At 65.0% G+C, this 18,122-nt stretch carries 16 protein-coding genes and 1 tRNA gene; 11 read left to right on the top strand and 6 right to left on the bottom strand.

The window, feature by feature from the left end:
- Positions 1-37: 37 nt before the first annotated feature.
- The 9 genes from AC07S4_RS07610 to AC07S4_RS07570 all read left to right on the top strand — a co-directional run bounded on the left by AC07S4_RS07610 (position 38) and on the right by AC07S4_RS07570 (position 9,844).
- A complete protein-coding gene (locus AC07S4_RS07610; protein ID WP_494986065.1) occupies positions 38-2,311 on the top strand; it encodes a DUF3141 domain-containing protein in 2,274 nt (757 codons plus the stop codon).
- On the top strand, positions 2,308-3,267 hold the full coding sequence (locus tag AC07S4_RS07605) for a phosphate acetyltransferase (protein WP_494986064.1): 960 nt from the start codon (positions 2,308-2,310) through the stop codon (positions 3,265-3,267). The genes AC07S4_RS07610 and AC07S4_RS07605 overlap by 4 nt, the downstream gene beginning before the upstream one ends.
- A gap of 12 nt (positions 3,268-3,279) precedes the next feature.
- Complete coding sequence (locus tag AC07S4_RS07600) at positions 3,280-4,518, top strand: acetate/propionate family kinase (RefSeq protein ID WP_494986447.1); 1,239 nt, start codon at positions 3,280-3,282, stop codon at positions 4,516-4,518.
- Between the two features lies 1 nt (position 4,519).
- Positions 4,520-5,302: an enoyl-ACP reductase FabI gene (gene fabI, locus AC07S4_RS07595; RefSeq protein WP_494986063.1), complete on the top strand. Its 783-nt coding sequence runs from the start codon at positions 4,520-4,522 to the stop codon at positions 5,300-5,302.
- Between the two features lie 75 nt (positions 5,303-5,377).
- Positions 5,378-6,412, top strand: coding sequence for a tRNA dihydrouridine(20/20a) synthase DusA (dusA, locus tag AC07S4_RS07590; protein WP_494986062.1), 1,035 nt, complete (start codon positions 5,378-5,380; stop codon positions 6,410-6,412).
- 345 nt (positions 6,413-6,757) lie between these two features.
- On the top strand, positions 6,758-8,500 hold the full coding sequence (locus AC07S4_RS07585; protein ID WP_494986061.1) for a methyl-accepting chemotaxis protein: 1,743 nt from the start codon (positions 6,758-6,760) through the stop codon (positions 8,498-8,500).
- A gap of 79 nt (positions 8,501-8,579) precedes the next feature.
- Positions 8,580-8,912 carry an energy transducer TonB gene (locus AC07S4_RS07580; RefSeq protein ID WP_494986060.1) on the top strand — a complete coding sequence of 111 codons (333 nt, stop codon included), beginning with the start codon at positions 8,580-8,582 and terminating at the stop codon, positions 8,910-8,912.
- A gap of 53 nt (positions 8,913-8,965) precedes the next feature.
- Positions 8,966-9,307 (top strand): energy transducer TonB, encoded by a 342-nt coding sequence (locus AC07S4_RS07575; protein ID WP_494986059.1) that lies wholly within the window; start codon positions 8,966-8,968, stop codon positions 9,305-9,307.
- Between the two features lie 174 nt (positions 9,308-9,481).
- Positions 9,482-9,844, top strand: a complete 363-nt coding sequence (locus AC07S4_RS07570; protein WP_494986058.1) for a hypothetical protein — start codon at positions 9,482-9,484, stop codon at positions 9,842-9,844.
- A gap of 234 nt (positions 9,845-10,078) precedes the next feature.
- On the opposite strand, the gene AC07S4_RS07565 is transcribed toward AC07S4_RS07570, so the two are convergent.
- Positions 10,079-10,525 (bottom strand): hypothetical protein, encoded by a 447-nt coding sequence (locus tag AC07S4_RS07565; protein ID WP_494986057.1) that lies wholly within the window; start codon positions 10,523-10,525, stop codon positions 10,079-10,081.
- A gap of 349 nt (positions 10,526-10,874) precedes the next feature.
- Here AC07S4_RS07565 and AC07S4_RS07560 point away from each other — a divergent pair, with 349 nt between their 5' ends.
- Positions 10,875-13,064 carry a hybrid sensor histidine kinase/response regulator gene (locus AC07S4_RS07560; protein WP_494986056.1) on the top strand — a complete coding sequence of 730 codons (2,190 nt, stop codon included), beginning with the start codon at positions 10,875-10,877 and terminating at the stop codon, positions 13,062-13,064.
- Positions 13,065-13,224: 160 nt separating this feature from the next.
- Here AC07S4_RS07560 and AC07S4_RS07555 read toward each other — a convergent pair whose 3' ends face one another.
- Positions 13,225-13,806, bottom strand: coding sequence for a DVUA0089 family protein (locus AC07S4_RS07555; protein WP_494986055.1), 582 nt, complete (start codon positions 13,804-13,806; stop codon positions 13,225-13,227).
- Positions 13,807-13,934: 128 nt separating this feature from the next.
- Between AC07S4_RS07555 and AC07S4_RS07550 the strand changes: the two genes are divergently transcribed.
- Positions 13,935-14,699: a substrate-binding periplasmic protein gene (locus tag AC07S4_RS07550; protein ID WP_494986054.1), complete on the top strand. Its 765-nt coding sequence runs from the start codon at positions 13,935-13,937 to the stop codon at positions 14,697-14,699.
- A 67-nt stretch (positions 14,700-14,766) separates the two neighbouring features.
- On the opposite strand, the gene AC07S4_RS07545 is transcribed toward AC07S4_RS07550, so the two are convergent.
- The 4 genes from AC07S4_RS07545 to AC07S4_RS07530 form a co-directional block, all read right to left on the bottom strand.
- Positions 14,767-14,842 (bottom strand) — tRNA-His (locus AC07S4_RS07545).
- A gap of 113 nt (positions 14,843-14,955) precedes the next feature.
- Positions 14,956-15,798: a glutamate racemase gene (murI, locus tag AC07S4_RS07540; RefSeq protein ID WP_494986446.1), complete on the bottom strand. Its 843-nt coding sequence runs from the start codon at positions 15,796-15,798 to the stop codon at positions 14,956-14,958.
- A gap of 7 nt (positions 15,799-15,805) precedes the next feature.
- Positions 15,806-17,335, bottom strand: a complete 1,530-nt coding sequence (locus AC07S4_RS07535) for a fumarate hydratase (RefSeq protein ID WP_494986053.1) — start codon at positions 17,333-17,335, stop codon at positions 15,806-15,808.
- A gap of 37 nt (positions 17,336-17,372) precedes the next feature.
- A complete protein-coding gene (locus AC07S4_RS07530; RefSeq protein ID WP_494986052.1) occupies positions 17,373-17,978 on the bottom strand; it encodes a TIGR00645 family protein in 606 nt (201 codons plus the stop codon).
- Positions 17,979-18,122: the final 144 nt, after the last annotated feature.

Here is an 18,122-nt window from a genome sequence, read left to right as displayed (position 1 = left end):
TCGTAGGTGCAGTGCACAACCGTAATGGGAGCCCAGCGTGAACGATAGAAGCAATGTATTCCAGCCGGCATGGCCCGGCAGTCCCTTCGAGATCGCCCGCCAGGCGGGCGAATACTGGATCGACGCCTGGCAGCGCTCGGTGCTGTTCATGGATGTGCTGCGCCAGCGCGGCGACGACCATGCCGAGAGCGTGGCGCAGGCCGCGCCCCATGTGCTGAACTTTGAATTCGACGTGGTGATGGACGGCCGCGACCTGGATCGCCCGGTCAACTACGGCCTGCTGCGCATCACCCCGCCGGACGGCGTGGTGGTGGACGCGGCGCGCCGCCCCTTCATCGTGTTCGACCCGCGCGCCGGGCACGGCCCCGGCATCGGCGGCATGAAGCACGACAGCGAAATCGGCGTGGTGCTGCGCGCCGGCCATCCCTGCTATTTCGTCGGCTTCCTGCCGCAGCCGGTGCATGGCCAGACCATAGAGGACGTATGCCGCGCCGAGGCGCGCTTTATCGCCAAGGTGGCCGAGCTGCATCCGGACGCGGACGGCAAGCCCGCGCTGATCGGCAACTGCCAGGCCGGCTGGCAGATCATGATGACCGCCGCCCTCAACCCGGACCTGCCGGGGCCGCTCGTGCTGGCCGGGGCGCCGCTGTCCTACTGGAACGGCGTGCACGGCAAGAACCCCTTGCGCTACCTGGGCGGCCTGCTGGGCGGCACCTGGCTGACCGCGCTGTCCGGCGACCTGGGCAACGGCATCTTCGACGGCGCCAACCTGGTCAGCAACTTCGAGAGCATGAACCCGGCCAACACCTGGTGGAAGAAGGAATACCGGGTCTACTCGCAGGTGGACACCGAGGCGCAGCGCTTCCTGGAATTCGAAAAATGGTGGGGCAACCCGGTGCTGCTGAACGCGCACGAGATGCAGTACATCGCCGACAACCTGTTCGTCGGCAACCGCCTCAGCTCCGGCTCCATCCACGATTCCACCGGACGCCGCATCGACCTGCGCAACGTGAAGTCGCCCATCGTGGTGTTCTGCTCCTGGGGCGACGACATCACGCCGCCGCACCAGGCGCTGGGCTGGGTGCTGGACATGTACCAGGACGACGAGGCGCTGGCCATCAGCGGCCAGACCATCATCTACGCCATGCACGAGACCATAGGCCACCTGGGCATCTTCGTGTCGGCCACGGTGGCCAACAAGGAGCACGAGGAATTCACCTCCGCCATGGACCTGATCGACGTGCTGCCGCCCGGCCTGTACGAGGCGGTGTTCCTGGAAAAAACGCCGGACACGCTGAACGCCGCGCTGGCCACCGGCAACTACGTGATGCGCTTCGAGCGCCGCTTCCTGGACGACCTGCGCGCGCTGGGCGGCAACGACGCCGAGGACGAGCGCCGCTTCGCCGCCGTGGCGCGCGTGTCGGACGTGAACGTGGGCCTGTACCGCTCCTTCGTGCGCCCGCTGCTGTCGGCCACCATCAACGACCAGAGCGCCGAAGCGCTGCGCCAGATGCATCCCTACCGGCTGCGCTACCGCGTCTACTCCAGCAAGAACCCCTTCCTGCACGGCATCGCCGGGCTGGCCGACAAGGTGCGCGCCGAGCGCAAGCCGGCGGCGCCGAACAACATCTTCACCGCGATGCAGGAGGCCTTCTCGCGCCAGATCGCGGCCACGCTGGACCAGTACCGCGACGTGCGCGACAGCGCCGTGGAGCGCTACTTCCTGAACCTGTACGGTTCGCCGGTGCTGCAGGCGCTGGTGGGCCTGCGCGCGGACGACCAGCGCGTGCGCCAGCTGGGGCGCGACATCGCGCGCGAAACCGTGGTGGCGTCGGCGCGCGCCAAGCTGGTGGAAACCGCCGCCATCGGCGGCAAGGTGGAGGCCATCGTGCGCGCGCTGCTGTACGTGTTCCGCGCGCCGGAGCTGCGCGCGGCCGACGAGCGGGCCTACGCCACGCTGCGCGAACTGCGCGCCCACTCCCACGCCGGCCAGATGCTGTCGCTGACGCGCTTCAAGGAAGTGGTGCAGCAGCAGGCGCAGATCCTGTCCTGGGACGAGGCGGCCGGCTTTGCCGCGCTGCCGGCCCTGCTGCCGGACGACGCCGCTGAAAAGGCGGACGCGCTCAACGTGGTGCGCCAGGTGGCCAGCGCGGCAGGCGCCCTGACGGGCGAAGCGGCCGAGCGCATGGAGCGCGTGGCCAAGGTGTTTGGCGCACCTGCCGCTGCGGCGCTGAACGTGGCGGCGGCGGTGGCCGCCAATCCGCCCGGCATCGGGAACGATGGCAAGGCCGCAGGCAAGGAGCCGGCATGAGCGCTGTTGCGGCGGACGGCCGCCGGCATGTGCATTACGACCGCCTGATCGCCGCCGCGCAGGCGGTGGAGGCGCCGGTGGTGGCGGTGGCGCATGCCTGCGACCGCAACGCCATCGAATCGGCGCTGAGCGCCGCGAAGCTGGGCTTGATGACGCCGATACTGGTCGGGCCGGAGGCGCGCATCCGCGCCGCCGCCGCCGAGGCCGACCTCGATATCTCCTCGCTGGTGATCGAGTCCACGGAGCATAGCCACGCCTCGGCGCAGCGCGCGGTGCAGCTGGTGCGTGAAGGCCGCGCAGCGGCGCTGATGAAGGGCAGCCTGCATACCGACGAACTGATGGCGGCCGTGGTGCAGGCCGAAGGCGGCTTGCGCACCGCGCGCCGCCTGAGCCACTGCTTTGTGATGGACGTGCCGGGCTTTCCCGAGCCGCTGATCGTCACCGACGCCGCCGTCAACATCGCGCCCACGCTGGCGGACAAGGTCGACATCGCGCAGAACGCCATCGACCTGGCGCACATCCTGGCGTTCGACGAGGTGCGGGTGGCCATCCTGTCGGCGGTGGAGACGGTGAATCCGAAAATCCCTTCCACCATCGAGGCGGCGGCGCTGTGCAAGATGGCCGACCGTGGCCAGATCACCGGCGCGCTGCTGGACGGCCCGCTGGCGCTGGACAATGCCGTGAGCATGGCGGCGGCCGAGGTCAAACAGCTCAAGTCGCCGGTGGCGGGGCGCGCCAATGTGCTGCTGGTGCCGGACCTGGAAACCGGCAATGTGCTGGCCAAGAGCCTGACCTTCATGGCGGGCGCGGACGCGGCGGGCATCGTGCTGGGCGCGCGCGTGCCGGTGATATTGACCAGCCGCGCCGACTCGGTGCAGGCGCGCCTGGCCTCGTGCGCGGTGGCCGCGCTGATCGCGCACAGCAAGCTGGCCGGCGCCAGGCTGCTGGGGAGCTAGGCCTTGGCGGCCATGAGCGCGGACGACGCGGTCATCGTCATCAACGCAGGTTCCTCCAGCATCAAGTTTTCGCTGTACGCCGGCGCCGAGTTGCAGTTGCGCGCCAAGGGCAAGATAGAGAACCTGTACGCGGGGCAGACCCGCTTCGTGGCGCAGGACGCGGCGGGCGGCGAGTCGGCCTCGCACGAGTGGCCGGGCGCGCCGCTGGCGCACGACGAAGCCATGCGCTACCTGGTGCAGTATGCGCAGGGCCATCTGGACGGGCTGAACGTGGTGGCGATAGGGCACCGCATCGTCCACGGCGGCACGGACTTCAGCGGGCCGGTGAAGCTGGACGCGGACGTGGTGGCGCGCCTGGAACGGCTGTCGCCATTGGCGCCGCTGCACCAGCCGCACAACCTGGCGCCGGTGCGCAGCATCTTCGCGCTGGCGCCGCAGGTGCTGCAGGTGGGCTGCTTCGACACCGCCTTCCACACCGCGCAGCCGCCGCGGGCGCAAGCCTTCGCGCTGCCGCCCGAGATTACCTCGCGCGGCGTGCGGCGCTATGGCTTCCACGGGCTCTCGTATGAATACATCGCCAGCGTGCTGCCGGAGCTGGACGGCCGGCTGGCCGGCAAGCGCGTGGTGGCGGCGCACCTGGGCAACGGCGCCAGCATGTGCGCCATGCGCGGCGGGCGCAGCGTGGCCAGCACCATGGGCTTTACCGCCATCGACGGCCTGCCGATGGGCACGCGCTGCGGCAGCGTCGATCCCGGCGTGGTGCTGTACCTGATGGATGAACTGAAGATGGGGCAGGGCGACATCCAGCGCCTGCTGTACCAGCAATCCGGTTTGCTGGGCGTGTCCGGCATCTCGTCCGACATGCGCACGCTGGAGCGCAGCAGCGACCCGCGCGCCAGGCTGGCCATCGACCTGATGGTGTACCGCATCGGCCGCGAACTGGGCTCGCTGGCGGCCGCGCTGGGCGGCCTGGACGGCATCGTGTTCTCGGGCGGCATAGGCGAGAACAGCGTATCCCTGCGCAGCGCCGTCTGCCGCGACGCGGCCTGGCTGGGCGTGCAGCTGGATGCCGACGCCAACGCCGCCAGCGCCGCCAACTCCGCCAACTCCGCCAACTCCGCCGGCGCAGCGCCCGCAACAGCAGGCGCCTTCCGCATCAGCGCAGCCGGCAGCGCGGTGCCGGTCTGGGTCATTCCCGCCAACGAAGAACTGATGATCGCGCGCCACGCGCAATCCCTCCTGGAGGCTTAGCATGAGCGTCGACACCGTTTATCCCATACTGGCAGGGCGCCGCGCGCTGGTGGTCGGCGTGGCCAACGAGCACTCCATCGCCTACGGCTGCGCCAAGGTCTTCCGCGAACTGGGCGCGGACATTGCGCTGACCTATCTGAACAACAAGGCCAAACCCTACGTCGACCCCATCGCCGAGGAGCTGGACGCGGCGCTGCTGCTGCCGCTGGACGTGTCCCAGCCCGGCCAGCTGGAAGCGGTGTTCGCCGCCATCGGCGAGCGCTGGGGCAGCCTGGACATCCTGGTCCACTCCATCGCCTACGCGCCCAAGGCCGACCTGCAGGGCGGCCTGCTGGACTGCTCGCTGGACGGCTTCCTGCAAGCGATGAACGTGTCCTGCCACTCCTTCGTGCGCATGGCCAGGCTGGCCGCGCCGCTGATGAGCGAAGGCGGCACGCTGTTCGCCATGAGCTACCACGGCGCTGACAAGGTGGTGCCCAACTACAATGTGATGGGGCCGGTGAAGGCGGCGCTGGAAGCGTCCTGCCGCTACCTGGCGCACGAGCTGGGGCCGCAAGGCATACGCGTGCACGCCATCTCGCCCGGCCCGCTGCAAACCCGCGCCGCCTCCGGCCTGAAAGACTTCGACCTGTTGCTGAGCGATGCCGTGGCGCGCGCGCCGATCGGCGAGCTGGTGGACATCTTCGACGTCGGCAACACCTGCGCCTACCTGGCCTCGCCCTACGCCAAGCGCCTGACCGGCAGCACCGTCTACGTGGACGGCGGCCTGAACATCATCGCCTGAGGCGGCCGGCGGGGCGGGGGCAGGCGTTCCGCTGTATAATGACGGCCCCCTTTCGATTCCCCGACTGTTGCCGACATGACCACCATCACCGCCCCGACCGCCGACACCACCGCAGCCCGCAAGCTGCCGAGCCGCCGCCTGTCCGTTGCGCCGATGATGGACTGGACCGACCGCCACTGCCGCGTGTTCCACCGCGAAATCACCAAGCACACCTGGCTGTACACGGAAATGGTGACCACCGGCGCGCTGGTCTACGGCGACGTGGAGCGCCACCTGCGCTTCAACGAGGAGGAGCACCCGGTCGCCCTGCAGCTGGGCGGCAGCGATCCGGCCGACCTGGCCACCAGCGCCAAGCTGGGCGAAAAGTGGGGCTACGACGAGATCAACCTTAATTGCGGCTGCCCCTCCGAGCGCGTGCAGAAGGGCGCTTTCGGCGCCTGCCTGATGGCCGAGCCGCAACTGGTGGCCGACTGCGTGAAGGCCATGCGCGACGCCGTCTCCATCGACGTGACGGTCAAGCACCGCATCGGCATCGACGACAGCGAAAGCTATGAGTTCGTGCGCGACTTCGTCGGCACCGTCGCCGAAGCCGGCTGCTCGACCTTTATCGTGCATGCCCGCAACGCCATTCTGAAGGGCCTGTCGCCCAAGGAAAACCGCGAAATCCCGCCGCTCAAGTACGAATACGCCTATCGCCTCAAGCGCGAGTTCCCGCAGTTCGAGATCCTGATCAACGGCGGCGTCAAGACCGAGGCCGAGATCGACCTGCACCTGCAGCACGTGGACGGCGTGATGCTGGGCCGCGAGGCCTATCACAACCCCTTCCTGATGGCTAGCTTCGACCAGCGCTACTACGGCGACGCCGCCGCGCCCAAGACCCGCGAGCAGGTGCTGGCCGCCATGGTGCCCTATATCCAGGCCCAGCTGGCGAAAGAGGGCGGCGGACGCGGCCTCAAGCTGAACAGCATCACGCGCCACATGCTGGGCCTGATGCAAGGCCTGCCCGGCGCGCGCCTGTTCCGCCAGACCCTGTCCGACTCCAAAAAGCTCGCCCTGGGCGACGCCAACCTGCTGCTGGAAGCCGCTGCCCGCCTGTCTTTGCCGGTCTGAACGCAACAGTTTGTCCAAAGCAAAATCTGCGTTTCGCCTATTTCTCCGCAGAAAGTTAGGTTGCGTATTTTGCAGGCAGTTTTTGCTTGCCTTAGGGCAAAACTCTCCCCTATAATTTCATAAAATACACACATACTCACAGCGGCCATCAGGCCTCTCCAGCGAATTTGCGCTGAAAAACCACACATTGTAACGACCCGTAGCACAACTTTTGCATTCGCAGTCATTGTTTGCTACTGTCATTACTTGCGCAGCGGCAAGGGATTTATGGGTGTATTCTCGTGCGCAGCGGATGCCTTACCTGGGTAATTTCTTATCAATAGTGTCACTTACAAAGAAGCCGAAATGAATTTAGCAAAAATGAAAGTGGGGACGCGCCTGGGCCTCGGGTTTGCGTTGGTGCTGCTGTTCCTGATCGCCGTGACCGGCGTCGGCATTGTGCGCATGGCGCAGATCCAGGACCGCCTGGACCACGTCGTGAGCTTCAACAATGTGGTGACGCGCCTGGTGATCGACATGCGCAACAACGTCAACGAGCGCGTCAGCTCGCTGCGCACCCTGACCCTGATGAGCGACCCGGCCGATATGGAACCGGAAATGAAGCGCATCAAGGAACTGTCGGACAAGTACGCCGCCGCGCAGAAGAAACTGGAAGCCCAGTTCGCGCTGGAAGTGACGCCGGAAGAAAAAGCCCTGATGGCCGCCGTCAAGGAGCACGAAGCCGCCGCCATGCCGGCCATCGCCAAGGCTTCCGAGCTGTGGCTGTCGAACCAGGCTGAAGCCGCGACCAAGGTCATGATCAAGGAAATCCGTCCGCCGCAGAAGAAGTGGATGGACGCGCTGGATCAGCTGGGCGCGCTGGAAGACAAACTGAATGCGCAAGTGCAGGTGGACGCGGCTGAAGGCTTCGCCAGCGCCCGCACCTTCATGATCTTCATGGGCGTGCTGGCCGTGGTGATCAGCGTCGGCGCCGCCATCGTGATTACCCGTGGCCTGCTCAAGCAGCTGGGCGGCGAGCCGGATTACACCGCTTCCATCGCCGGCAGCATCGCCAACGGCGACCTGTCCGTCTCCATCAACACCAGCTCGACCGACAAGGACAGCCTGCTGGTGGAAATGAAAGAAATGCGCGACAGCCTGGTTGGCATCGTGGGCCAGGTTCGCACCGGCACCGAAACCATCGGCACCGCTTCGCGTGAAATCGCCGCCGGCAATATCGACCTGTCGTCGCGTACCGAAATGCAGGCCTCGTCGCTGGAGAAAACCGCGTCGGCCATGGAAGAACTGACCTCGACCGTGAAGCAGAACGCCGACAACGCCCGCCAGGCCAACCAGCTGGCAGCCAATGCGTCCGACGTGGCACGCAAGGGCGGCGAAGTGGTGTCGCAAGTGGTGGACACCATGAGCTCGATCAACGAATCGGCCAACAAGATTGTCGACATCATCGGCGTGATCGATGGCATCGCTTTCCAGACCAACATCCTGGCGCTGAACGCCGCGGTGGAAGCAGCCCGTGCAGGCGAACAGGGCCGCGGCTTCGCCGTGGTGGCCTCCGAAGTGCGCAACCTGGCCCAGCGTTCGGCCGGCGCGGCAAAAGAGATCAAGACCCTGATCGGCGACTCCGTGGAGAAGGTCGAACGCGGTTCGAAACTGGTCGGCCAGGCCGGCGTGACGATGGACGAAGTGGTGGACTCGGTGCGCCGCGTGACCGACATCATGGGCGAAATCGCCTCCGCCAGCCAGGAGCAGAGCGCCGGTATTGAACAGGTCAACCAGTCCATCATCGAGATGGACAGCATGACCCAGCAGAATGCCGCCCTGGTGGAAGAAGCCGCCGCCGCCGCGCAAAGCCTGCAAGACCAGGCTGGCGAACTGGCCCGCGTGGTGTCGATCTTCAAGCTGTCCGAGCATGAGCATTACGCTCCGGCCGCCGCCCCTGCCGCCGCCGCCGCTCCGGTAGCGCTGAAGAAGCCGGTTGCCCGCACCGCCGCCCGCGCTCCTGTCAAGAAGGCCGTTGCAGCACCTGCCTCCGCACCGAAGAAGATCGCCGCTGCCACCGCTGGCAACGACGAGTGGGAAGAATTCTAAGCCGTACAGACTCAGGACAGTGGCCGCGTCTGGAGCGGCCGCTGAACAGTTTTTTAAACTTTTTGGAATTACAAAAATCATGACCAAGCATTCGATCAGTTTCATCGCCGCCGCTCTGCTGAGCACCTCCGCTTTCTCCGCTGAAGTGGCCGCCGTGTTCGACGCCAAGAACTGCAAAGCCGAATATCCAAAAGCCTCGCTGCTGAACGAAGAACAGGGCGCCGTATCGATGGCCTTCCTGGTTTCGCCAGGCGGTGAAGTGCTGGACTCGAAAGTTGAAAAATCGAGCGGCTTCAAGAACCTGGACAAGGCGGCCCTGAAAGCGATCAGCGCTTGCAAATTCAAGCCGGGCACCAAGGATGGCGCCGTGGCGCAAACCTGGACCAAAGTCGACTACGTCTGGAAACTGTAATTCCAGCCGGCTTTATCCAGTCAAATTTATAAAAAAGCACTTGGGGAAATCAGATGTCTACTAAACAGCGTTGGTTAAGTGTTATCGCGGCAGTGCTCGTATCGGGCGGCGCGTTTGCAGCAGAAGTTCCGGCGAGTTTCGACGCCAAGAATTGCAAAGCCGAATATCCGAAGGCATCCCTGATGAACGAAGAGCAGGGCACCGTGTCGATGTCCTTCCAGGTGTCGGCCGGCGGCGACGTGCTCGACTCCAAGGTCGACAAGTCGAGCGGCTTCAAGAACCTGGACAAGGCGGCCATCAAGGCGCTGAGCGCCTGCAAGTTCAAACCAGGTACCAAGGACGGCAAGCCGGACACCACCTGGACCAAGGTTGATTACGCCTGGAAACTGGATTAAGGCTGGGAGTTAAGCTGTATTTGTTGCTGCGCCGGCTTGCCTGAGCCGGCGCGTATTTGGACCGGCGCTTGCGCCGGTTTTTTTTCGCTTGGGAAAATGCTTGTAACAGGCTGTAAAAGTGCGGCAAGCCGGGCCGAATTTTCATATAGTAGAAGCCTGGAACAGGAGCCTCCCATGAAAATCGTTATCGCCTTGGCCGCCCTCGCGGCCCTGACCGGCTGCGCCACGCAGCCTACCACCGCTTATTATCCAAAACCGGCCAACCCTTACGAGTGGCATACGGTGTCCGTGACGCCGGTGCAGCGCGGCGCGGCTACCGGGGATGCCCGAGTGGAATATACGACCGAGCCCGTGGCCCAGCAGCAGCCGCGCGTGGTGTACACCACCGAGCCGGTCTATGCGCAAACGCCCGTGTATGTGGCGGCGCCGCTGTACGCGCCGGCGCCGGCGTATTACTACCCGCCGGTGACGATAGGACTGGACTTTGTGTTCGGGAACTGGGGCCACCGCGGCCATGGCTACGGCCGCCGGCGTTAAACGCCCCGGAGATCAATGCACGAAGAAGAAGGACGCTTCGTGCAGCACGTCGGCAGACAGCAGGAGCCAGGTGGATACGCTGGCCAAACCCATCAGAAGGGTGCCGACGGTAAGGGGGCAGATGCGTGACATGGCGGGCTCCGGTTAGATGTTTGCTATGTCACCATCTTATGCATTGTTAATGCATCTGGGCATCAGCGGAGCGTCCACGCGCTTGTAGGACTATGCCTCGTCTTACTTCTTCCACTCAACAATCTGGCTTTCCGGCGCGGTGTCGAGCGCGTTCGACAGCGCCAGCCACTGCTGCAGGCGCTCGGGCTGCTTGATGCTGATGCCCAGGCCGTCAATAATGCCCACCTGCTCCAGCATGCGCGCGTCGATCTTGGTCTTGGACACGGTAGGCGCCCGCATCACCATGCGGTCGTAGGCCTTGCGCACCTTGTTTTCCCACTTGTGCAAGCCGCTTTCGTCGAAGCGGTTGGCTTCGAAATACACCGTCAGCGAACCGTCCGGATTACCGAATCCCACCACGCCAGCACCTTTGCGGATGGTGGTGGTATTGGCCAGGTCGAACTCCTCGGTAGGCACGAATACACCGGCGCGGCCGTCGATGTCGGGATGGCCGACGGGGGTGTCCTTGCTGTAGGTCGAGACAGCGGACAGGGTTTTTTCTTCGGACATGGTGGGCTTGGAAGTGTTACAGGGAAGGATGACATTGTAGCGTCAAATCAATGCCTTAGGGAAAGACATCGGACAAGAGGCAGCAAAAAAAAATACCGCCAGCGCGTGACGGTATGATGTTGTGTGAAACGAAAGCTAAGTTTCTTTTTGCTATGAAGCCAGCATAGCACCGCCGCTTCCGTGGCGGCAGCAATATCTGTGCACGGTGCTGTTTTTTTGAGCGCATCGTTGTTTTTATACCGCAGCGGCCGGCCGGGAGGCGGCTGGCCGGGCCGGGCTGGACCGGTATGCTAATTGTCAACTAAGTGTATGATGCGGGGTGCATGCTTTTTTTGCAATTCCCAACACCATGATGACCAATGTATCCTACTCGTCCGCCGCACCCAGTCCCGCCTTCCTGGAAGGCGGCGGCGAATGCGGCGCGCGCCTGCGCAACCTGGACTGGAGCGGCTCGCCGCTGGGCCCGCCTGAACAATGGCCGCTGAGCCTGCAGACCGTGCTGCGCACCGTGCTCGGCTCGCGCTTCCCCATGGCGATCCACTGGGGCGCGGAGCTGCTCACGTTTCACAATGATGCTTTTGCGCAAGTGCTCGGCAGCAAGCACGCGGGCCACCTGGGCCGTCCCGCCAAGGAGTGGTGGCGCGAGATGTGGGAGCAGATGGCGCCCATCGTCGAGCACGTGCTGACGGGCGAGACCTATTACGTGGAAAACGCCAGCTACGCGCCCGAGCGCGGCCACAGCCAGCGCGAAACCTATTTCACCCATTGCCACAGCCCGATCTGGAACGACGGCAACGAAGTCGAAGGCGTGCTGCTGGTGCTCACCGAGTCCACCCGCGAAGTGCTGGCCGAGCGCGCCTTCGTGGCGCTGAACCGGCGCCAGGCCTTCCAGCTGGACGTGGCCGACCGCCTGCGCGGCATGGGCGGCGCGGGCGAGATCACGGCCGCCGCCACCGAGCTGCTGGGCAACTACCTGCATGTGGCGCGCGTGTTCTACACCGAGATCAACGAGGCCAGCCGCACGGCCTACGTGCAGGGCGCGTGGAGCGCCGCCGCCTTGCCGGCCTTGCCGCCGCTGCCCGGCAGCGCCCGCCTGGACGACTACAGCCCCGAGATTATCGGCACCCTGAACGAGGGCAAGCCCTTCGTGGTGGACGACGTGCGCACGGACCCCCGCACCGCAGCCTATGCGGACGCCTATTTGGCGCTGGGCATGGGCGCCATCGTGGTGGTGCCGCTGCTGCAGGCCGGGCGGGTGATGTGCGCCTTGAACCTGTCGCACGGCGCGCCGCGCGCCTGGTCGCGCGAGGACATCGCCATCACCCAGGACGTGGTGCAGCGTACCTGGGAGGCCGCCGAACGCGCCCGCGCCGTGGCCGCGCTGCGTTCCGAGCACGAGCACAGCAAGCGCGCCCAGGCCGCGCTGCGCGACGCCGACAGCCGCAAGGACGAGTTCCTGGCCATGCTGGCGCACGAGCTGCGCAACCCGCTGGCGCCCATCGGCACGGCGGCCGAGCTGCTGCGCCATTTCCAGTTCGACGAAGCCACCGTCAAGCGCACCAGCGAGGTGATTTCGCGCCAGGTGAAGCATATGACCGGGTTGATCGATGATTTGCTGGACGTGTCGCGCGTCACGCGCGGCATGGTGACGCTGCAGAAGGAAACGCTGGACCTGCGCGACGTGCTGGGCTACGCCGCCGAGCAGGCGCGCCCGCTGATGGAGGCGCGCCGGCACCGCTTCTCGGTGCTGCTGCCGCCCGAGGCCATCCATGTGCTGGGCGACAAGAAGCGCCTGGTGCAGGTGATCGCCAACCTGCTCAACAACGCGGCCAAGTACACCCCGGAAGACGGCTTCGTCGAACTGCGCCTGAGCCTGCGCGGCGACAGCGCCACGGTGACGGTGCGCGACAACGGCGTGGGCATGCTGCCCGAGTTGCTGGCGCGCGCCTTCGAGCTCTTTGCGCAGGACCAGCGCACGCTGGACCGTTCGCAGGGCGGCATGGGCCTGGGGCTGGCGCTGGTGCAGCGCCTGGCCGAAGCGCACCAGGGCAGCGTGGCCGCGCACAGCGACGGCATCGGCAAGGGCAGCACCTTTATCCTGCGCCTGCCGGTGGCCGAGTCGCAGCCGTCCGCCGGCGACAGCACGGCGGGCGCCGCTGCTGTGCCCGCTGCGCGCAGCCTGCGCCTGCTGGTGGTGGACGACAATGTGGACGCCGCCGAGACCCTGGGCATGCTGATGGCGGAGGCCGGCCACACCGTCACGGTGGAGCACAGCTCGCGGGTGGCGCTGGACCGGGCGCGCGAGCTGCGGCCCGACATCTGCCTGCTCGACATCGGCCTGCCCGACATCGACGGCAACGAGCTGGCGCGGCGCTTGCGGCAGCAGCCCGAAACGGCCGGCGCGGTGCTGATCGCCGTGACCGGCTACGGCCAGGAGCGCGACCGCAACGAAGCCTACGCGGCCGGCTTTGACTACCACTTTGTCAAGCCGGTGGACATGGCCCGCCTGAACGCGCTGCTGGCGCGCATTGCGGCATAAAAAAAGCTGCACCGGCATGGCTGGTGCAGCGAACAGTCCCCTCAACTTTGCCGGCGCTACTGCATGCCGAGCGCTTCCACTGTACCGTATTGCAGAGCTAAAGCGGCGGCCGTCCGGCGCAAATCCGATGCCGATGTCGAATGCATCAAACTATGGCGATTTAGGCTGCGCACCCCCTAGGCAAGGAGTCTGGCGTGTGCTTGCGCGCGCTGCGCCAGCACGCCAGCAAGGCTGCGCCCGCCAGCAGCATGGCGGCGGGGGACGGTTCCGGCACGGAAGGCAGGGGCGGCAGCGCGTCGTCGGTCAGGTGCAGCTGCCAGTTGCCGTTGCGGTACACCGGGCCCGGCGTCTGTGCGCTGTGCCAGAACCCGTCCTCCACGCGCGGCCCGTTGGCGAAATTGCTGAACGGCGTAATGCTGAGCTGATAGTTCCCGGCCGGCAGCGAGGCGAAGTACAGGCCGGAATCGAAGACGGTCTGGGCCGCCGTGAAGTACGGGAAATCGTCATTTTCCTGCAGCAGCAGGCCGTCCTGCCACAGCGCCAGTATGGGATCGAAGTTCACGCCGTCCTGGAAAGAGTCGGTCCAGATCTTCAGGTCGCTGGTGGCGTGGTCCAGCGTGAAGGGCAGGAAGGTAACCTGGTTGTGGAAGGCCAGGTGGCCGGTGGCGGTCCAGTTTACGGCGCCCGCCTGCCCGGCCAGCGCGAGCAGCGTTGCCGTCAGCATCCGCAATATCCATTTCATGGCGTTCTCCTTGAGTCGTGGGGGGAAGGGCCATGGTAGGCCGCGCTGTTTATGCACAATGTCGAATGCATCAAACATTGTTCATTTAGCGTGGTAGGCTAGCGCAAGAATTGATTTCGGAGCTATGCATGCTGCGACGGATGTGCTTGCTATTGGCAGTGCTGTTCACCTTCCCGGCGCAAGCCGAGGAAACGCCCGCGCGCTTCCGTTATTGCGGCCTGGACATCGACTATCCGCCATATTCCCGGGTGGACGGCAGCGGCCATCTGCAACACCTGGTGGGGCTGGCGGTGCGCAGCACCGGGGTGGCGCTCGAATTTCGCGTGGCGCCGCGCCGGCGCTGCATAGAAGAATTGAAAGCCGGCCTGGTGGACGGCATGATAGGCGGCTACTCGCCCGAGCGCGCCGGCGTCGCCGTGTTTCCGATGGCGGGCATGCAGCCGGACGTGGATAAATCCGTCGCCACGCCACGCTACTATCTCTACCGCAAGAAGGGCGCGCCACTGCAATGGAACGGCGAGCGCTTCAGCGGACAGGGGGAAGGGCGGATCGGCGTGGAATCGGGCTTCACCGTCATCATTGAGCAATTGCGGCGCCTGCAAGTGCGCTACGACGACAACGCCAAGTCGCTCGATCCGAATTTCGGCAAGCTGGCCGCCGGACGGCTGGAAGGCGTGATCGCCATGGAGGCCGAGGCCGAGCGGCTGATCGCGCGCAGCTACGCGGGCCTGCTGGAGCGCGCCGGCCAGCCCTTCGACGAAACGCCGCTCTACCTGATGCTCTCGCACCAATTCCACGCCCGCCACCCCGCCTACTCGGCGCGCATATGGCAAGCCCTGCAAGAACACCGCGCCAGCATCGGCTACCGCCTATACCAGCAAGCCCACCCTTGAGATGCGTGAAAGCGCGGCCGGAAAAGCAAAAAGCCCAGTCGATGACTGGGCTTTTGCCGTAATTCTGTGGGGTGACTGATGGGGCTCGAACCCACGACAACAGGAATCACAATCCTGGACTCTACCAACTGAGCTACAGCCACCACTGATTTACTTCGCCTGAAGCACTGTTTGCGCGTCAGGTGCCGAATTATACTAGGCCATCCGGCATCTTGCAAAGGCTAGTCGCGCTTTTTTTCGAAAAACGCCAAACTGCCTAGATTTTAAGCGATTCCACGTCCGCAGTCATTCCCAGCAGCCGGATGAAGGCCGACGACAGCGCTTCCTGCGCGCCGGTGGTGTAGCCATGCAGCAGCGGCGGATGGCCCGCGCTGCCCGGCCGCTGCAATCCGCCGCTCTCGAGCAGCCGCGCCAGCTGGCGCGCCACCGCGTCGCCGGTGTCGATCAGCTTCACATCCGCGCCGCCGGCCTGCGCCACGGCGCGCGCAATGGCTTCCTGCACAAAGGGGTAGTGGGTGCAGCCCAGCACCAGCGTGTCCGCGCCTTGCGCCACCAGCGGCGCCACGTAGCGGTCCAGCATGGCGCGCGTGGCGTCCGTGTCCAGCTGCCCCTGTTCGATCAGGTCCACCAGGCCCACGCAGGGCTGCAGCAGGAACTGCGCTTGCGTGGCGGCGGCGATCTGGTCGCGCAGCAGCAGGAATTTTTCGCCCGTCAGCGTGCGCTGTGTGGCCAGTACGCCAACCTTGCCATTGCGGGTGGCGGCCGCACCGGGTTTCAAGCCCGGCTCCACGCCCACCACCGGCAACGTTGGATGATGCGTGCGTATCGCCTTGATGGCGGCCACGGTGGCCGTGTTGCAGGCCACCACCAGCGCCTTCACGCCGCGCCCCACCAGGAAGGCGGCCACGGCGAGCGAACGCTCCACCACCACCGCCTCCGTCTTGTCGCCATAAGGCGCAAAGCCGGAGTCGGCGATGTAGACCAGGTGTTCCTCCGGCAGCTGCGCCCGCACGTGGCGCAGCACCGACAGCCCGCCCACGCCGGAATCGAAGATGCCGATAGGCGCGTCGGCCTCGGTGGGGAAGGGCAGGGCCGGGATCACGGGATTACTTGGCCACGATAGGCACGTTCAGCGCCTCGATCTTGGCTGCCCATTCCTTGGGACCGGTGTTGTGCACCGAAGTGCCGCCCGCGTCCACGGCCACGGTGACCGGCATGTCTTCCACTTCGAACTCGTAGATGGCTTCCATGCCCATGTCTTCAAAGCCCAGCACCTTGGCCGACTTGATGGCTTTCGACACCAGGTAAGCCGAGCCGCCCACCGCCATCAGGTAAGCCGACTTGTGCTTCTTGATGGACTCAATGGCGGCCGGACCGCGTTCGGCCTTGCCGATCATGGCGATCAGGCCGGTCTGCTCCAGCATCATGTCGGTGAACTTGTCCATGCGGGTGGCGGTGGTCGGGCCGGCCGGGCCTACCACTTCGTCGCGCACCGGATCGACCGGGCCGACGTAGTAGATGACGCGGTTCTTGAAGTCCACCGGCAGCTGCTCGCCCTTGGCCAGCATGTCCTGGATACGCTTGTGCGCGGCATCGCGGCCGGTCAGCATTTTGCCGTTCAGCAGCAGGGTCTGGCCCGGCGTCCACGATGCCACTTCTTCCTTGGTCAGCGTGTTCAGGTTCACGCGCTTGGACTTCTCGGTGTCCGGCTTCCAGCTCACGTCCGGCCAGTCCGACAGCTTGGGCGGTTCGATGTAGGAAGGACCGGAGCCGTCCAGCACGAAGTGCGCGTGGCGGGTGGCGGCGCAGTTCGGGATCATGGCGACCGGCTTGGATGCGGCGTGGGTCGGGTACATATTGATCTTCACGTCCAGCACGGTCGTCAGGCCGCCCAGGCCCTGCGCACCGATGCCCAGCGCGTTGATCTTGTCGCACAGTTCAATGCGCAGTTCTTCAGTCTTGTTGCGTGGGCCGCGCTGCTTCAGCTCATACATGTCGATGTCTTCCATCAGCGACTCTTTCGCCATCAGCATCGCCTTCTCGGCGGAGCCGCCGATGCCGATGCCCAGCATGCCCGGAGGGCACCAGCCGGCGCCCATCAGCGGCACGGTCTTCAGCACCCAGTCGATCAGCGAATCGGAAGGGTTCAGCATCACGAACTTGGTCTTGTTCTCGGAGCCGCCGCCTTTGGCAGCAACGCTCACGTCGACGGTGTTGCCTTCGACCAGTTCCATGTGCACCACGGCCGGCGTGTTGTCCTTGGTGTTCTTGCGCTCGAAGTGCGGGTCGGCCACGATGGAGGCGCGCAGTTTGTTGTCGGCGAAGTTGTACGCGCGGCGCACGCCTTCGTTGACGGCGTCGGTGACGGTGCCGGAGAAGCCTTCGAAGCGCACGCCCATGCCGATCTTCAGGAACACGTTGACGATGCCGGTGTCCTGGCAGATCGGGCGCTTGCCTTCGGCGCACATGCGCGAGTTGGTCAGGATCTGCGCGATCGCATCTTTCGCGGCCGGGCTTTGCTCGGCTTCATAAGCGCGCGCCAGGTGCTGGATGTAGTCAGCCGGATGGTAGTAGCTGATGTATTGCAGCGCGGCGGCAACGGATTCGATCAGGTCTTCTTGCTTTATGATGGTCATGATGTTCTCGCGGGAGGATGGAAAACTGAGTGGGACTTTAGTGGGACTTGGTCAGGTGCTGGGTACGCGTCATCAGGTTATCGGTGTAGGCGATAGCGATGGTGGACAGCAGGAACACGATATGGATGACGGTCTGCGCGACCAGCACCTTCTCGTCATACTCTTTGGCGTTGATAAAGGTTTTCAGCAGGTGGATGGACGAGATGCCGACGATGGCCATGGCCAGCTTGGTCTTCAGCACCGACGCGTTCACGTGCGACAGCCACTCTGGCTGGTCCGGATGGCCTTCCAGGTGCATGCGCGACACGAAGGTCTCGTAGCCGCCCACGATCACCATGATCAGCAGGTTGGAAATCATCACCACGTCGATCAGGCCCAGCACCACCAGCATGATGGTGGTTTCATTGAGCTTGGTCGGCACCGTGGTGCCCACGGCCACGGCCTGGAAGATGTGCTGCAGCGCGGTCTCGTTGCCCAGCGCCGCGCCGATCAGGTCCTTGAGCTCCACCCAGAAGTGGAACACATAGACGCACTGCGCCAGGATCAGGCCCAGGTACAGCGGCAGCTGCAGCCAGCGCGACATGAAAATAAAAGCGGGCAGCGGCGACAGTTTGGCCGAATGCGAATTGCGCGGTTGTTCCATCGGGTCTTTCAACATTAATGCTTGCTCCGGTAGGCTGCGTTTGAATTGCCGACATTTTACACTCGCTCAACGCCGCCGGCACCGGCACGGTCAGAACTGCCGTAGAATTGGTGAAAAAGCCAAGTTGTCAGTCCGCCCAGTTTG

The sequence above is a fragment of the Pseudoduganella sp. GW821-FHT05F09 genome (assembly GCF_059419605.1).
The sequence above is the reverse complement of the archived record's forward strand: the minus strand, read 5'-3'. Positions and strand labels throughout refer to the sequence as shown.

What these genes read in the sequence shown, in the direction of transcription:
- AC07S4_RS07605 (WP_494986064.1), top strand. Translation starts at nt 2,308, where the DNA reads ATGAGCGCTGTTGCGGCGGACGGCCGCCGGCATGTGCATTACGACCGC.
- AC07S4_RS07600 (WP_494986447.1), top strand. Translation starts at nt 3,280, where the DNA reads ATGAGCGCGGACGACGCGGTCATCGTCATCAACGCAGGTTCCTCCAGC.
- fabI (WP_494986063.1), top strand. Translation starts at nt 4,520, where the DNA reads ATGAGCGTCGACACCGTTTATCCCATACTGGCAGGGCGCCGCGCGCTG.
- dusA (WP_494986062.1), top strand. Translation starts at nt 5,378, where the DNA reads ATGACCACCATCACCGCCCCGACCGCCGACACCACCGCAGCCCGCAAG.
- AC07S4_RS07585 (WP_494986061.1), top strand. Translation starts at nt 6,758, where the DNA reads ATGAATTTAGCAAAAATGAAAGTGGGGACGCGCCTGGGCCTCGGGTTT.
- AC07S4_RS07580 (WP_494986060.1), top strand. Translation starts at nt 8,580, where the DNA reads ATGACCAAGCATTCGATCAGTTTCATCGCCGCCGCTCTGCTGAGCACC.
- AC07S4_RS07575 (WP_494986059.1), top strand. Translation starts at nt 8,966, where the DNA reads ATGTCTACTAAACAGCGTTGGTTAAGTGTTATCGCGGCAGTGCTCGTA.
- AC07S4_RS07570 (WP_494986058.1), top strand. Translation starts at nt 9,482, where the DNA reads ATGAAAATCGTTATCGCCTTGGCCGCCCTCGCGGCCCTGACCGGCTGC.
- AC07S4_RS07565 (WP_494986057.1), bottom strand. Translation starts at nt 10,525, where the DNA reads ATGTCCGAAGAAAAAACCCTGTCCGCTGTCTCGACCTACAGCAAGGAC.
- AC07S4_RS07560 (WP_494986056.1), top strand. Translation starts at nt 10,875, where the DNA reads ATGATGACCAATGTATCCTACTCGTCCGCCGCACCCAGTCCCGCCTTC.
- AC07S4_RS07555 (WP_494986055.1), bottom strand. Translation starts at nt 13,806, where the DNA reads ATGAAATGGATATTGCGGATGCTGACGGCAACGCTGCTCGCGCTGGCC.
- AC07S4_RS07550 (WP_494986054.1), top strand. Translation starts at nt 13,935, where the DNA reads ATGCTGCGACGGATGTGCTTGCTATTGGCAGTGCTGTTCACCTTCCCG.
- AC07S4_RS07535 (WP_494986053.1), bottom strand. Translation starts at nt 17,335, where the DNA reads ATGACCATCATAAAGCAAGAAGACCTGATCGAATCCGTTGCCGCCGCG.
- AC07S4_RS07530 (WP_494986052.1), bottom strand. Translation starts at nt 17,978, where the DNA reads ATGGAACAACCGCGCAATTCGCATTCGGCCAAACTGTCGCCGCTGCCC.